Annotated in this window: 13 protein-coding genes; 8 read left to right on the top strand and 5 right to left on the bottom strand. The window is 47.6% G+C overall.

Annotated features, from left to right (window positions below; translation table 11 throughout):
* The 8 genes from VF399_07570 to VF399_07535 all read left to right on the top strand — a co-directional run bounded on the left by VF399_07570 (position 1) and on the right by VF399_07535 (position 10167).
* Positions 1-594, top strand: a complete 594-nt coding sequence (locus tag VF399_07570; GenBank protein ID HEX7320197.1) for a hypothetical protein — start codon at positions 1-3, stop codon at positions 592-594.
* A complete protein-coding gene (locus tag VF399_07565; protein HEX7320196.1) occupies positions 572-4030 on the top strand; it encodes a PAS domain S-box protein in 3459 nt (1152 codons plus the stop codon). The genes VF399_07570 and VF399_07565 overlap by 23 nt, the downstream gene beginning before the upstream one ends.
* Positions 3988-5460, top strand: coding sequence for an FAD-linked oxidase C-terminal domain-containing protein (locus VF399_07560; GenBank protein HEX7320195.1), 1473 nt, complete (start codon positions 3988-3990; stop codon positions 5458-5460). The genes VF399_07565 and VF399_07560 overlap by 43 nt, the downstream gene beginning before the upstream one ends.
* A gap of 46 nt (positions 5461-5506) precedes the next feature.
* Entirely contained in the window at positions 5507-6244 is a 738-nt protein-coding gene (locus VF399_07555; GenBank protein HEX7320194.1) for an anaerobic ribonucleoside-triphosphate reductase activating protein, read from the top strand.
* Between the two features lie 32 nt (positions 6245-6276).
* Positions 6277-7500 (top strand): tyrosine--tRNA ligase, encoded by a 1224-nt coding sequence (gene tyrS, locus VF399_07550; GenBank protein ID HEX7320193.1) that lies wholly within the window; start codon positions 6277-6279, stop codon positions 7498-7500.
* A 109-nt stretch (positions 7501-7609) separates the two neighbouring features.
* The gene (locus VF399_07545) at positions 7610-8617 is read left to right on the top strand and encodes a PorV/PorQ family protein (protein HEX7320192.1); all 1008 of its coding nucleotides are present in this window, start codon (positions 7610-7612) and stop codon (positions 8615-8617) included.
* An 85-nt stretch (positions 8618-8702) separates the two neighbouring features.
* Positions 8703-9674 carry an NAD(P)-dependent oxidoreductase gene (locus VF399_07540; protein ID HEX7320191.1) on the top strand — a complete coding sequence of 324 codons (972 nt, stop codon included), beginning with the start codon at positions 8703-8705 and terminating at the stop codon, positions 9672-9674.
* Complete coding sequence (locus VF399_07535) at positions 9625-10167, top strand: UpxY family transcription antiterminator (GenBank protein ID HEX7320190.1); 543 nt, start codon at positions 9625-9627, stop codon at positions 10165-10167. Before VF399_07540 ends, VF399_07535 begins: the two co-directional genes overlap by 50 nt.
* Before the next feature lie 170 nt (positions 10168-10337).
* Here VF399_07535 and trpS read toward each other — a convergent pair whose 3' ends face one another.
* The 5 genes from trpS to VF399_07510 form a co-directional block, all read right to left on the bottom strand.
* On the bottom strand, positions 10338-11330 hold the full coding sequence (trpS, locus tag VF399_07530) for a tryptophan--tRNA ligase (protein ID HEX7320189.1): 993 nt from the start codon (positions 11328-11330) through the stop codon (positions 10338-10340).
* A 600-nt stretch (positions 11331-11930) separates the two neighbouring features.
* On the bottom strand, positions 11931-12191 hold the full coding sequence (locus VF399_07525) for a helix-turn-helix domain-containing protein (protein HEX7320188.1): 261 nt from the start codon (positions 12189-12191) through the stop codon (positions 11931-11933).
* Positions 12192-12265: 74 nt separating this feature from the next.
* Positions 12266-12499: a transposase gene (locus tag VF399_07520; GenBank protein ID HEX7320187.1), complete on the bottom strand. Its 234-nt coding sequence runs from the start codon at positions 12497-12499 to the stop codon at positions 12266-12268.
* A 366-nt stretch (positions 12500-12865) separates the two neighbouring features.
* The gene (locus VF399_07515) at positions 12866-13843 is read right to left on the bottom strand and encodes a DUF5677 domain-containing protein (protein HEX7320186.1); all 978 of its coding nucleotides are present in this window, start codon (positions 13841-13843) and stop codon (positions 12866-12868) included.
* 85 nt (positions 13844-13928) lie between these two features.
* Positions 13929-15377 (bottom strand): hypothetical protein, encoded by a 1449-nt coding sequence (locus VF399_07510; protein HEX7320185.1) that lies wholly within the window; start codon positions 15375-15377, stop codon positions 13929-13931.
* Positions 15378-15691 lie beyond the last annotated feature (314 nt).

Below are 15691 nucleotides of genomic sequence, written 5' to 3'. Positions count from 1 at the left end.
ATGATCCCGGAACCGGAGTTCAAAAGCTATATTGAAATCCCCGGCGAAATCAGGGGAGCGGCATTTCAGACGGACGCAGAATATATCCGCACCGCCATCGGAAGCGACGGTTTGCGCCGGATAGAATCGGCCCTCGAATCTTACGGCATCCAGTTGTCGTACGATGCAGTCCGCGCCATGGCGTGGGTGCCTTTGCGGACGCGAGCGCTGTCCATGGTAATGATGCGTGATTTTTTCGGGTGGCAGGACCGCGATTTCCACGCGATGGGTGATGTCGGATCCAAACACTCATTCATAATCAGGTTGTTGGCGAAGTTCTTTGCGTCGCCACGAGCAGTCTTCAATAGTGCACCTGTTTATTGGTCGAAATATTATTCAGTGGGTCGGATAAACCCTGTCAGGTTTAATGAAAACGATCATATTGTTACACTCGAGCTCATTAATTTTAAAGTCCATTCGATATATTGCAGGTATCTTGAAGGTTTTTTCCGTAGACTGGTTCAACACAATTTCCCAAAGTATGACGTGAAGGTGGAAGAAACAAAATGTATATTCAAAGGAGACGATGTCCATGAATACTTCTTCCGGTGGTGATGAAATAATGCGTGAAGAATCCAGAGCGATTGATCAGGACCTTTTTGAATTAGAGAAGTATATTAACGATATGTGGTGTTTTCTGCCGATTCCCATCGTGTACCTGAGTCCGCTCGGTGTAATATTGGATGTCAATAAGGGATTCGAAGAATTATGCAAATGCTCTAAGGATTCGCTCATTGGAAAACTGATTGCCGATCTATGTCCGGCTTTTCACGAGGAGTATTATCGTGAACTCATCACTGCTGGCAAGCAAGTGAAAAGGCTTGAATCCACGGTCATGGATCCTAATGGTAGCAAGACGCCGGTCAGCATTTACGCTTATGCAAGGCAGGATGAGACCGGAACTGCCATCGGATGCTTTGCCGCCTGCATTGATATTACCGAAAGAAAGCACCAGGAAGCTTTGCTGGTCAAATCCGAGACCGAGTACCGGACGACCCTTAATTCGATGCTGGACGCGATCCATGTCATCGACGCCGAGTGCCGCATCATCATGTTCAACGACACTTTCAGAAAGTGGAACCAGGAACTGAACCTTACGGTCGACGTCCTGGGGAAGAACCTTTTCGAGGTTTTTGCTTTTTTATCCGACACCATACGCGAAGAATACCATCATATCTTTGAGACCGGGAAAATGCTGTTTACGGAGGAGACGACCAAGATAGGGGGAAAGGAATTTATCACCGACACGCGGAAAACCCCCGTGATCGAGGATGGCAAGGTGGTCAAGATAATCACCGAGATCCGCGATGTCACGGAGGAAAAGAAAACGCAGAACGCGTTGAAAAGCAGCGAGGAGAGGTTCCGGATTGCGGCCCAGAGCGCGTCGGATCTTATCTGGGATTGGGATTTGGCGTCCGGACGGCTCGAATGGTTCGGAGAGATCGACGCGCTGGTCGGGTATGGGCTCAACGAATTTCCACGGACGATCCAGGCGTGGGAGAATATAATGCATCCAGCCGACCACGACCGGGTAATGCAGGAAGTGGAAAAGCATCTGCGCGCCGGCGAGCCGTATAACACCGAGTACCGGATCGTGCGAAAGGATGGGACCATCAGGCACTGGATCGACCGCGGCACGGCTTTAAGGGACGCCGATGGAAAAGCGCGCCGAATGGTTGGCGCATGCGCCGACATAACGGAGCGCAAGTACGCCGAGCAAAGGATCCAGGTGGCGAACGAACGTCTAAAATTCCTCCTGGCTTCAATGACCGCGGTCGTCTACACCAGCCATGCCATCGGCGATTACGGCGCAACCTTCGTGAGCGATAACGTCCGGCAGATCACGGGGCATGAACCGCGCGATTTCACCGCCAGTTCTATCTTTTGGCTGGAACATATTCACGCCGATGATAGGGAACGCATCCTCGGGGAGATCCATTACGTGCACGAACTCGGCAGTTACGCGTACGATTACCGGTTCCAATGCCGCGACAAACACTATATCTGGGTACGCGACGAAATGCGGCTGGTCCGCGACAATCATGGCGAACCACTGGAGATCGTTGGTCTCATGATCGACATCACGGAGCGCAAGATCGCCGAAGAAGCGTTGCTGAAAAGCGAAAGAAAATACCGCCAGCTCGTCGAATTGACGCGCGAAGGGGTGTGGGCTATCGACGCCGAAAGCAATACGACTTTCGTTAATCCCCGGATGGCAATGATGCTTGGCTATCAGCCGCAGGAAATGATGGGCAAATCGCTATTCAATTTTGTCGATGAGAAAGCCCTTGAAGCAACCCAGGATCTTGTCGAGCGTCGCAAGCATGGTATTACCGAACAGCACGAGTTCGAGTTCATCACCAAGAACGGTTCGCGGATACACACCCTTATGGAAACAGCCCCGATCCTCAGCGAAGACGGCAAATACGCCGGCGCGATCGCGGTGGTCACCAATATCACGGAAAGGGTGAAAGCCGGGAGGACGATCAAATACCATCTGGATTTTGAAAAGGTCGTGACCACGATCTCAACGCAGTTCATCAACATCATGTCCAATGAGATCGACGCGGCGATCGAAAATGCGCTGTTGACGATCGGCCAGTTCGCCGGCGCCAGCAGGAGCTACGTGTTCCTGTTCTCGGCCGACGGGTCCACGATGTCCAACACCCATGAGTGGTGCGCGGACGGCGTGGAGGCGCAGATGCAAAGACTGCAGGGTATTCCGGTCACGACTTTTCCCTGGATCATGGAACAGCTTAGGAGATTGGAAACGATCGTGGTACCGCGCGTGGCAGATTTGCCGCCGGAAGCCAGGGCCGAGAAGGAGGAGTTCGACTACGAACTCATCAAATCGATAGTGCTTGTACCCATGGTCTTTGGCGGTCACATAATCGGTTTTGTCGGATTCGACGCGGTGACGGAGGAGAAACAGTGGACCGATGATACCGTGACCATCTTGAGGGTTGTCGGCGAAATATTCACCAATGCGGTGGAACGCCGATATGTTTTTGAGTCGCTCTCGGAATCGGAGGAAAAATTCCGGATGCTGGCCGAGAAATCACCGAACATGATATTTATTTACCATAAAGGCGCGGTCCTTTATGCCAACGAAAAGTGCACCGAGATCCTGGGCTATTCCAAGGATGAATTCTACGACCCTAATTTTGATTTCATGAACCTGATCGCTCATGAGGATAAAGTGAGGATAAGTGAGAATCTCGCCCGCCATTTTAAAGGCGAGGATATTGAACCCTACGATTACACGCTGGTCGGCAAGAACGGGAAGAGAATTGACGCGATCCTTACGACCAAGGTCATTACCCTTGCCGGTGCGCCGGCGATCATGGGGATCATCACTGATATTACGGACCGTAAAAAGGTTGAACACGACGTAAAAGACGGTTTTGAAAAGCTTAAAAAAGCTCTGGATGGCATTGTGATCTCGCTTGCCGCCGCCGCCGAAAAGAAAGATCCGTACACGGCCGGGCATCAGCGCCGGGTAACTTTACTCGCCGTAGCGATCGCCAGGCATATGGGTTTTGATGACAACCTGATCGACGGGATACGAGTCGGCGGGACTTTGCATGATATCGGCAAGATCTACGTTCCGACCGAGATCCTGAGCAAACCGACAAAGCTGACCAGTGTTGAATACAGCATCGTGAAAACCCACCCCCAGACCGCGGCCGATATTATTAAAAACATCGAATTTCCCTGGCCCGTGGTCAAAATGGTTCTGCAGCATCACGAGCGCCTCAATGGTTCGGGATATCCTGCTGGATTAAATGGCGATCAGATCATTCCCGAGGCGCGCATACTGACGGTCGCCGATGTCGTCGAAGCCATGTCTTCCCACCGGCCCTACCGGCCGGCCAAGGGGATCGAACAGGCCCTGGAAGAGATCACCCAGAATCGGGGAACTTTATACGATCCCACCGTGGTGGACGCATGCCTGGAGATCTTTGCCGGCGGATCTTTCAAATTCGAATAGAAAAACCTCTGATGAGCCCCTCACATATTATTCAGCTGAACAATGATATCGTTGCTCAAATAAAGGACATCGTCGGACCGAAGCACGTTATCACCGATGGTGATGCACTGGAAAATTACACCCATGACGAAACCCCGGGATATTCGGCAATACCGGCGCTGGTGGTGAAACCGGCTTCGACCGCCGAGGTTTCTGCCGTGATGAAACTCGCCCATGATCATGCGACTCCTATCACCCCACGGGGAGGAGGTACATCGCTGTCGGCTGGTGCCGTACCCGTGCGCGGCGGGATCGTGCTATCGCTGGAACGGATGAACCGCGTCAAGGATATCGATCAGGCCAATCTCATGGCGGTCGTGGAACCCGGCGTCGTGAACGGCGAGCTGGACAAAGCCCTGGCGCAAGTCGGGCTGTTCTTCCCGCCTGATCCGGTAAGCCTTGATTCATGCACCATCGGCGGTAATATCGCAGAAAATGCGGGGGGACCGCGCGCCATGAAGTACGGTGTCACGAAAAACTATGTCACCGGTCTGGAGATCGTGTTATGCGACGGGACCATCATGCGCCTGGGCGGCAAACTGCTAAAGAACGTGACCGGTTATGACCTTATCGACCTGATCGTCGGTTCCGAAGGTACCCTGGCCGTGGTCACGGAAGCAACGATCCGCGTCCTGTCCAGACCGAGGGAGATCATCGACCTTTTGGTGCCGCTGGATAGCGTGGACCAGGCATCATTGTTCGCGCAGTCGGTCATTGCCGATGGTCATTTACCAGCGGTCATCGAGTTTATGGAGGGAGAAGTCGTGCGGACGGTCGGCGATTATCTTAAAAGGCAGGCACCATTCAGCGACGCCAACGCCCACCTGATCGTAGAACTTGACGGCAACGACAGAAACCAGCTGCGGATTGAATATGACCGGATCGGAGAGATGGCGCTGCGAGCCGGGGCGCGCGACGTGGTCGTCGGGAAAAGTGCGGCCGACCGTGAAAAGATATGGGAAATCCGGAGAAAGATCGGCGAGGCGCTGAAATCTCAAGCTGCGATCATCGCCCGTGAAGATCTGGTCGTGCCCAGGAACCGCATACCCGAGCTTATCAGATCGCTGCAGACTTGCGCGCGGAACTATAAGACAACGCTCTTTGCTTTCGGCCATCTCGGGGACGGTAATATCCACGCTGATATCGGCATCCGCGGCCGGCATGAGCAAAGGGAAAGACCGGCAGATGCATGGGTCATGCTGGTGCGCCGGGAAATGTACCGGATAACTGTGGACCTTGGCGGGACGATCACCGCGGAGCACGGGGTCGGTCTGTCTAAGGTTGATTTTATTACGCTTGCCCTCGATAAAACCGCGATCGACAAGATGAAACAGATAAAAAAGATCTTTGATCCCGCTAACCTGCTCAACCCCGGTAAAATATTCCCCTGAGAACGGTCCGCGTGGGTTTTCATAAAGAGCATCACTTATACTGCCAATGATCCGCTCCATTATCGAAACATCACTGATCGACTGGGACGGGAAGATTTCAATGGTGCTTTTTTTTGACCGCTGCGATTTCCACTGTCCATTCTGCCAGAACCATGGTTTTCTGGAACAACGCGACGCTTATGACGAGATCCCGGCCGAGAAGATCCTGACCCATGTGAAGAAAAGAAGGAAGTGGATCGATGGCGTTGTTCTTTCCGGCGGCGAACCGCTGGCTTATGGCGAACAGGCGGTCGCTTTCATGCGCGCGCTGAAGACTACCGGCACAGCCCTGAAACTTGATACTCACGGGTATCATAATGAGCGTCTGCAAACTATCGTGCAGGAAGGGCTTGTCGATTACGTCGCCATGGACATTAAGGCGCCTCTGGAGCCAAAAAAATATACGGTTGCGACCGGACTCGAGAAGGCTGCCCGGACATCACAGAGCGACCGGTCAGTCCTGGCCCTGGTCAAGGCGTCAACCGTTTTTCTCATGAATGGCAGCGTTGACTACGAGTTCAGGACAACGTGCGTGCCGGGTATTATTGACGATGAAGCAGTCGCAAAGATCGGAGAGAAGATCGCAGGCGCCAGGAAATGGGCGCTGCAAGTTTACCGTCCCGGGAACGCCCGGTTGAAAAAATCATATCCTAAGGGTTATAAACCTGCCGAGATGGCACAACTGCTTGCGATCGCCCGGCAATATGTCGGCAACGCCATCCTGCGGGGCGATACACCGGATTGACAGAGTAGAGAATATCCATATAATTTATACCTATGCGAACTATTGACAAAAAAGAACACGGAGACATCGGAAAACAGCTGGCGGTGATGAAAAGTCACTGCGCTGAGCTTATTTCCGAAGATGAGCTTGTCCAAAAACTGAAAAAGAACCGCCACGTGCGGATCAAGCTGGGCATTGATCCCTCAGCGCCTGAGATCCACCTGGGTATCGCCGTGCAGTTGAGGAAGCTCCGCCAGTTCCAGGACCTTGGCCATACGGCCGTGCTGGTTGTCGGAGATTTTACCGGAATGATCGGTGATCCCAGCGGTCTTTCAAAAACAAGACCTAAGCTGACGCGGGATGCCATAAAGAAGAACATGGCAAAATACCGGGAACAGATATTCAAGATCCTTGATCCTAAGAAGACCGAATTCGTTTATAACAGCAAGTGGCTTGGTGCGCTGACCATGTACGATTTCATCGATATCGCATCCAAATACACGGTTGCCCGGATCCTTGAGCGTGATGATTTTTCGCAACGGCTCAAGGAAGGGATACCGGTATACATGCACGAGATCATTTATCCGATATGCCAGGCTTACGATTCGGTCGCGATCAAGGCCGATATTGAACTGGGAGGCACCGACCAGAAGTTCAACCTGCTGGTGGGCCGTGAACTCATGCGGGAACTCGGCATGGAACCCCAGGTGGTCTTGACAATGCCCATACTCGAGGGCACGGACGGCACGCGTAAAATGAGCAAGAGCTATGGCAATCACATCGGGATCATGGAGCCGGCAAAAGATATTTTTGGCAAAGTCATGTCGCTGCCGGATACATTGATCGTGAAATATCTTGAACTGACCACTGATATTTTCCCCCATAAGCTGGATGAATATGCCGCCGCGATGCGGAATAATTCGGTCAATCCCCGCGATATAAAATTCGAACTTGCCAAGACCCTGGTGCGCATGTACCATTCGGCGGACGTGGCAGAAAAAACCGCGCGGGATTTTGAGAAAGTTTTTTCTAAAGGGGAAATACCCGATGAACTGGCTGAATACCACTGCGCGGCCGGCGAATTGCCGATCATCGATCTGCTGGTGCAGTCCAAACTCATGGCATCAAGGGCCGAGGCAAAAAGAAAGTTGCGAGAAGGGGCGATCGACATCGATGGCCAGGTGATCAAGGACCTTTCATATGTCGTCAGTCTGGAAAAACCGGTGATTGTGAGAGCCGGAAAACACCGTTTCCTGAAGATCTCGAGAAAAAAATAATTCATGTTTTTTTCCGCTCACATCGTTCCATAACATAATCACGGCATGCATAAGTACCTTGACAGTTCAGATCATGTCGTTATAATACAGTAAGAGCAGGAGGTTGTGAATGCGCAAAGTTGTGCTTTTTATCGGATTGTGCCTTTGCTTGGGTTGGACGGCACAAAGACCGGGTGCGGTTTTCCTCATGATCTGGCCCGGGGCGCGGGCGACCGCGATGGCGGGAGCGTTTTCGGCAAGCGCTGACGACGCGACCGCGTGTTATTATAATCAAGCGGGCTTGGCTTTTATTGACAAGACCATGGCCACACTGCAACATGCGAACTGGCTGCCCGGTCTACATGAGGGCATGTACTATGAATATACCGGGGTAACGCGGCCGATCCGGAATGGCACGTTCGGTTTCGATCTCATTTACCTGACCACCGGCGAGACCCAGGTGGTAAATGAGAACGGCGTGAACCTGGGAACATATACGACTTTTGATATCGCCGTCGGCCTTAACTACGGTTTGAAACTGCAGCCTACCCTTGGTCTTGGGTTGGGCTGGAAGTTCATTTATTCATTCCTGTTCCCGGACTGGGTGATCGAAAAGATGCCGGAATTGGGTATCGAAAGCGGGGGGACCGGCGTTACTTACGCTTTCGACGCCGGCATACTATACAAACCTTTCAATTTTCTCGCTGTGTCGACCGTACTGCAAAACGTCGGACCAGACATTAGTTATACCCAGAGCGGTTCGTCCGATCCGCTGCCGTACACATTGCGTCTTGGTTTGAAAGTCAGCCCCTTTAACTCGCGGGTACTGAAGATCAATCTCAATGGCGAGGTCACCAAGATCCTGGTCGGCATGTTCGCGAGCGAGAACAACACGTTCTTTGAAAACGTGGAATATGAATTCAGGGAAGCCTGGAAAGGCATCGGTTTGGAGATAAACTATTTCGACTTCGTCATTCTGCGCGGCGGATATTTTTACGATTATGAAGGACAGCGGATCGGTCTGACATTCGGCGGCGGCATCAAGGCCGGCGGTTTTTCGCTGGATGTCGGCGTTGACGAAGCGATGTACGATTTCAAAACCTCGAATAAAAAATTCTCTTTAACCTATCAATTCTAAAACATCCGAACAACCCTAATTGAAAAAAAACGAATGCTGGTCGAATAAGGCGCGTTTTGGTCGGTCATAAGTCAATAAAGTGAAAATGGCGCGAATAGGGATACTGGTCACCGGGGCGAGCGGGTTTGTCGGCAAAAACCTCGTACTGGAACTGGCAAAAACTAAAGTGACGCGGATCCTGGTCCGCCGAACCTCGAACGTTGAGGCCTTCAAGCACAATAAGAATATTGAAATATTTTTCGGGGACATAGAAAACGGGGAAGGGCTGGGCCAATCCCTGGATGGTATTGAAGGCGTTATCCATTGCGCGGCGAGAACGACGGGCCGGTGTTTTGATGATTATTACATATCCAATGTCGTCGGCACCGTGAATCTGATCGCGGCCATGGAACGAGAATCGGTCCGAAAACTGCTGTATCTTAGTTCCCAAGCGGTCAGCGGCACTACCGACAAGAAAAAGCCGGTTAATGAAGATGACAAACCAATAGCGTATTCCTATTACGGTCGTTCCAAGCAGCTTGCCGAGGATCTGGTTACCGCCAGCAGCCTGGACTATATCATCCTGAGACCGCCCAGTGTGTATGGACCCCACGACGTGGAAATGTTTAAGTACATTATGATGCTTAACAGCGGTTTCTGCCCAATCGTCGGTTCCGGCGAAAAGTATTTCAGTTTCATGCATGTCAGCGACCTTGTCCGGCTGATCATCAAGCTGACCAGTAATGGTTTTTTTAACCGGAGGATCTACTTCACGAACGACGGCAACTGTTATTCTTTTAATGAAACGGTCCGCGCGATAATGCAGGCGCTGGATAAAAGGCCGCCGATAAAAATAAACATCCCCACGGCAGTATGCATGTTCTGCGGCCTGCTGAGCGATGTTTTTCTCAATGAAAAAAGGGTCATCTGCCGCGACAAGGTCAGGGAATTGGCCCGGGATTACTGGTTATGCAGCAATGAGCGATTGACCAGGGAAATCGATTTTAAGCCGCAATACAACCTGGCAAATGGAATGGCCGATACGGTCCGATGGTACCGGCGTAACGGGTGGCTGTGACATGAGCTGGTACGCCGTGTACACGCAGTGCAACCATGAAAAAGCCGTCAACAAAGTGCTGTCAGATAAAGGGTTGGACACATTTTTCCCGCGGATCCTGGTCCCGAGCAAGCGCCGCGACCGGAAGATAGTTATGAAGCGGCCATTATTTCCCAATTATATTTTTGTGGCGCTGGATTCGGATCAGAAGAACTGGTTTAAGGTATTCAGGACCCCCGGCGTGGTCATGATCTGCGGAAAACCAAGACCTAAACCGATCCCGGACGAAGATATCCAGACGATCAAGATCTTCGTGAGCAGCGACCGCAATATCTACCCGCTGCCGTATCTCAAGGTCGGTTCGCGCGTACAGGTGGTCTCGGGACCACTGGCCGGCGCGATCGGCGTGCTGGAAAAAGAAGACGCGCGCCGACGAAGGCTTATCGTTTCGATCGAGCTTATGGGTCAATCAGTGGCGGCGATCCTGCATGACGACGAGGTAAGACCGTACTAGAATAAATCCGAAATCCTAAATTCTAAATCCGAAACAAATACAAAATCCTAAATACCAAACAATAAACGAAACGCAAAGATACAGAATGATAAATCCTGCATATTGGTTTAGAATTTTGAATTTAGATATTGTTTAGAATTTAGTGCTTAGAATTTAGAATTTTTATGATGTTATGTATGGTATTTCTTTATTCCGATCTTTGAATATACTTCATCCATCGTCTTTTCGGCAATGGCCTTTGCCCGTTTAGAACCGTCCTTCAAAACATCTTGAATATAGTCCTTTTTCTTCCGTAATTCCGCTTGTTTTTGCCTGATTGGCTGAAGCGCTTTGTCAATGTTTTCTAAAAGTATCTTTTTGCAGTCAAGACAGCCAATGCCGGCAGCGCGGCATTCTTTATCTACGTACGCAATTTCTTTATCGCTTGATAGCATGCGGTGCAACGTATAGATATTACATACGGCGGGATTCCCCGGGTCGGTCCGTTTTTTCCGGTCGGTGTCGGTGACAGCAGTTGAGATTTTTTTCCAGATCACGTCTTTTTCTTCATCCAGGTAAATGCAGTTATCAAGGGATTTGCTCATCTTGTTGACACCATCGAGACCCAGGATGCGCGATATGGCGGCGAGTTTTTCCTTAGGCTCGGGGAAGGTTTCACCGAACAAGCCATTGAATCGGCGCACGATCTCCCTGGTCAATTCCAAATGCGGTAACTGGTCGTCACCAACGGGTACGACCACGGATTTATACAGAATTATATCAGCCGCCATCAGGACCGGGTAGTCCAGCAAACCCATGTTCACGTAATCCGGGTTTTGCTTTCTTTTTTCCTTAAATGTCGGCACGCGCAGGAGCCATGACACAGGCGTGATCGTGTTGAGGATCCAGGCCAGCTCAGTGTGCTCCGAGACCGTGGATTGGAGCATCAGCATGCTCTTTTCCGGATCAATGCCGGCGGCAAGGTAATCGACCGCGCAGTTGAAGATATTTTTATCTATTTCTCCAGGATCAAAGGGTACGGTCATGGCGTGGTAGTCGACGATGCCGTAAACGCAGGTGTAGTCGTCCTGCAGCGCGATCATGTTCCGCATCGTGCACAAATAATTCGCGATATGGAGCCGGCCTGACGGCTGGATGCCGCTGAAAACGTTGCCTTTGGTCATGCCGTAATATTATTCAGAATTGGAAGCAAGTCAATGACGTAACAGTTTTATGAATTTCCTTAAACAAATATCGATTTACGTCATCATGCCAATTGGCGTAAAGGCGTAATAATCATTTTTCATCGTAATATTATGAACTTTTGGGTTATGGTTTTATCTGGGGAGGATAGTTGAATAAAATAGATACCACTTGGCAGAGTTCTGTCAGATGTTAGTTCATAAATACCCGGCACCATAAAGCCATCAACCAATATATCTTCACATTGACCTAATGTGTTATAGATACTGATTTTGACGGTTGATCCCCTGGGTAGTGAATATCGAATTTTTGTATTACTGCTCATAATTGGATTCTGTAAAATCTTTAAACTGTAGTCCTTAACCCGACTTCTGTCATTTTCCGCAATTCCTGTCGGTCCGATTGAAAAGACGCTATCTGAAAAATCCCAGGCAGTGCCGCGGGGCGTTTGTTCATCCTGGCGGGGCGGCCCATACGCCCGGATCATGATCTTGCAAGAATCGGAAAGGATATTGGGAACCGTCCAGAGAATAGAAGTGTCGCTGCTCGTCAGCCCCGTTATTATCGCAATGTCATAGGGGTCAGCCCTCGAAATTAGAAATTATCTTTTTAACATCGCGGTTTATTTTTTTATCGACCGCCATCAGTTGCACTATCTGCAAACCTGCCTTGCTCACCGCGGAAAACCGCATACCCACCATTGCACCGATTTCACGGTTTGTCAATGCCATATATTTTCGCAATAGATAGATCAAGGTCTGACGAGCCCTGGATGGTCTGGTCCTACTTCTCTTGAGTTCATCAAGTGTTGTGTTAAAGTAGCGGATCACCGCTGCCGTTATGGTTTCGCTTCCTGAAAAAGATGCCCGCAGCGTTAATGACGGAGGTTATAATACACCGTATAAACCCCTTTGATCTAATGCATGATCGCCGAGATGTTCGCCAACCTCGTTTCCAGCAGGAGATGAAAATGGTTGGGCATTAGACAATAGGCATAAAGATAGAACCGGTATCGCTCTTTGGCCTGGATCACGTAACCCATAAATTTTTCGAAATCTCCTGATCCCTTATAGATTTTCTTGCGATCATCGCCCCGGCTCATGATATGGTATAGACAGTTTTCACTTGGTAATCGATAGGGACGTGCCATACTCACACTATATTCTTTTTCCAGATTTTGTCAACTAATTTCTAATTTCGAGGGCTGACCCCAATTGCCCCATCAATTTTGCAGTCAAATCAGAAAAAAGATTTGAGCGAAATCGGTAGCGGTACTGGATTTGTCCCCGCAAACGGCTGCAGGGATTGATCCCATTTCCTCATATTGGAAGATTAAAGAAGAAATGGGAAACCAGCGACCTTCGGTATGTGAGACCGACGCTCTTTTTCGGACACCCCCAAACCACATGAAATATCGTGAGTTTTTGAAGCGCCGCAAGTGCCATGTCAAATTTGTGCCATGTTTGTGCCATGTTGGTATGGTTTGTTTGAAATAAAGTACGATTAGAAATTATTATTATGAATTTATATTTTGGCTTACTATTTTGTCATATAGATTTTTTTGGACATAAAAACATTGAGGGCAATCAATGTTTTCACAAGCAAACTTCATAAGAGGAATAATTTCAGGTTTGTTCTCCGTGTCTATAGTAATGGTATCTGATTGGCGAAGATTTTTAACTGTATGCTCATGACAATATGGACATTCGTTTTGTTTTATTAAAGACCCAATAATATTTTCATCTTCTATTGTTGTTAACCTCTTCCCTAAATTTTCGATCCAATCTTCATTGCCCAAAATGAACTCTTTATCACACAATAAATATAATTGTGCAAACAGACCAAAACATGTTGCCAATACGCGGTTTTCCTCTTCCGGGTTACTTTTTCTATAAATTGTGATTTTGTAGTTATCAACATGCATATACCTAGTCAAAGTATCGATGTCTGGATGGACATATTTGCAATGAATTTTGTAGACTACTGAATATAGCCAATCTTCGTTGACCTCATTTGCCATTTCTTTTAGGGTTTTACCTGCCCAGTTATTTAACTTATCTTTTCCGTATATAGTAATAAATTGCTTGTATTCATCGTCAAGATTGACGGACCTAGCGAGATCTCCATTTTTAAGCTTTTTCCCAAACTTTGGGTTACGTCTGCTTAATTCTTCTCTGAATCTATATCGCCAAACGTCATTATATCGCAGGAACCTCTCACTTAATTCTTTTGGTATTTTACCTATATATTTTGCATTAATGAACAGTTCTAATAGAGAACGCGTTAGTATACCGGCTTCGTGATATAGCGTAGGATCCGATTGCAAAATTGCCATTATTGATTGGCAGATCGAAATTGCTTTAAACAAAAATATCACTAAAATTATTTTAAAAGAAAATTTTTCATCGGCATCATTTACTTTTATTTTATTAATGTCGCCGCTTGCTTTTTCTATTAATTTTTTAAGTAATGGATGATCTACACGATTATACATGGATCAATATTCCAATGAGAAATCATGAATTTTCGTTTTAGTTACCTCAATTTATTAACAAGAAAGAGCAGCATCGTGCCATGTGTTATTTAGGAAGAAGCCTATATCTTTTAACTGTTCTATTGTCTAAGTCAGCAACCCAAATAAGTCCATATGAATCAACGACAAAATCCGTTATTGTTTTTGGCAATCCTCCTTCGAATTCCGATTCCGCAATCATATACTTCAACGTATCGCTAATAAAAATATAAAAACCACGAAAATTCGTAGATCCTTGAGGTGGATAAATCTGATTGTTTCCAAATAAATATAGGGTATCACCGATGCGATAGAATTTTTCCCAATTCATCCGATATGGTTGAAAAGAATCAGGTAGTACGACGATTGTGGTATCATGACCCATTGGATCAATTCGAAAGAAAGTCATATCACTCCAATCTTTACCTCGTTTAAATGAATAAAAATAGCCATAGTTATCCATACCTATTATGCCATCTTGTTTGCCTCCGTGGTCAGCACCCCTATAGTTTTTAAGAACATATCCAGAAGTGTTGTAGACGAAAACATATCCTCCATAATAAAAAAGTATGAGACTATCAACCGCAGCTAATTTATAATCCGTTCCACCCGGGAAGTAATTCATCAAATTCAATGTAAATGATTTTGGTATTTCCCTATGTCTGATGTTCTTTATTGTCTTATTTTTTACATCTGTAACCCATAATCCAGATGTTGATGAATAAGCAAGGAATGTTGGAGTCTCTGGTAGAATTGCATCACTAACTGGTAAACAGGTTAGTTGAAGTTTTCCCTCACCGGTCCGGAATTCCCATATTTTTCCTAAACGAAAGTCAGTAATATACAAGAACCCATGACTATCAATTGCCAGTCCACAAGGTTCTTTAAAGCATTGGTTTGGTATATTGCCAATTTTACGAACAAATCGTGCTTGCCGATCATATTGCCACAGCATTTCATTTAAGACGAGATAAACGTAACGATCACCAACGTAAAAGAAAAATACAAATTCTCTGGGAAATATCAGAGTGGTGATGTCAAAATCACCTGAACCAGGTCCATACCCAGCCACTTTAAAAACTGTATCCTGTTTCTCATAAGCAAGAATCGCATCCCATGATGCATCACCATCCCAGCAACTACAAACTAACCATATGGTGCTATCTGGTTCAACATACATAGCCTGCCAATGCGCATTTGCTAGATGTAACGATGATTTCAGTTTACTTGCTATTTTTATTATTTCAGTTGTAGGTGCGAGGGATGTTTGGGTAAAAATTATGCTGTCAAGGACAGGATCGTAGGCCTGTGCTTTAATGAAAAATCCATCAAGGGTATATTCTTTAATAGTTTTTGACAAGCGTTCCTGATCAACGACGTAGATTGTGTCATTTTTTTCTGTAACTTTGATTGGATTTACAAGGATTTTAATCGTATCCGGGGCACCCAATGTTATGTCATTAGTATATGTGAAGTTCAACAAAAAAGAGATAATGTATAGTTGCACTGGAATCATTATTTTCCCTACCTTTTCATAAGTATATGCGATTGACGAACAATGTCAATCGTTACAAAACCAGTTCAAGTTTTTATCAAATAGAAATGAAAATAGAAGGCGGTTGACTTCCCCCAAAAACCTCATATAATATGGCAGCGGAGGTCTTTAAAAATAATATGAAGAAAGCAGATTGTGTACTGGTTCAGCGGGAATCGGACAAAACAGGGGTCGGATTTAAGGTGGAAAATTGGTTATAATATTCCGACCGTTTGACCCTGGCCAGAGCCAGTTTTTCTGTTCGCCTCTGAATGATTTCCCCACGCTTGCCGTTT

The organism is bacterium, from assembly GCA_036382775.1.
Lineage (GTDB): Bacteria > Hydrothermota > Tepidihabitantia > SM23-42 > JAOAFX01 > DASVHD01.
Note: the sequence above shows the minus strand (reverse complement) of the source record. Positions and strands in the feature narration are given on the sequence as shown.

Bases quoted from the DNA above. Each gene is read 5' to 3' on its own strand.
- VF399_07570 (HEX7320197.1), top strand. From the start codon at position 1: ATGATCCCGGAACCGGAGTTCAAAAGCTATATTGAAATCCCCGGCGAA.
- VF399_07565 (HEX7320196.1), top strand. From the start codon at position 572: ATGAATACTTCTTCCGGTGGTGATGAAATAATGCGTGAAGAATCCAGA.
- VF399_07560 (HEX7320195.1), top strand. From the start codon at position 3,988: ATGCCTGGAGATCTTTGCCGGCGGATCTTTCAAATTCGAATAGAAAAA.
- VF399_07555 (HEX7320194.1), top strand. From the start codon at position 5,507: ATGATCCGCTCCATTATCGAAACATCACTGATCGACTGGGACGGGAAG.
- tyrS (HEX7320193.1), top strand. From the start codon at position 6,277: ATGCGAACTATTGACAAAAAAGAACACGGAGACATCGGAAAACAGCTG.
- VF399_07545 (HEX7320192.1), top strand. From the start codon at position 7,610: ATGCGCAAAGTTGTGCTTTTTATCGGATTGTGCCTTTGCTTGGGTTGG.
- VF399_07540 (HEX7320191.1), top strand. From the start codon at position 8,703: ATGGCGCGAATAGGGATACTGGTCACCGGGGCGAGCGGGTTTGTCGGC.
- VF399_07535 (HEX7320190.1), top strand. From the start codon at position 9,625: ATGGAATGGCCGATACGGTCCGATGGTACCGGCGTAACGGGTGGCTGT.
- trpS (HEX7320189.1), bottom strand. From the start codon at position 11,330: ATGACCAAAGGCAACGTTTTCAGCGGCATCCAGCCGTCAGGCCGGCTC.
- VF399_07520 (HEX7320187.1), bottom strand. From the start codon at position 12,499: ATGGCACGTCCCTATCGATTACCAAGTGAAAACTGTCTATACCATATC.
- VF399_07515 (HEX7320186.1), bottom strand. From the start codon at position 13,843: ATGTATAATCGTGTAGATCATCCATTACTTAAAAAATTAATAGAAAAA.
- VF399_07510 (HEX7320185.1), bottom strand. From the start codon at position 15,377: ATGATTCCAGTGCAACTATACATTATCTCTTTTTTGTTGAACTTCACA.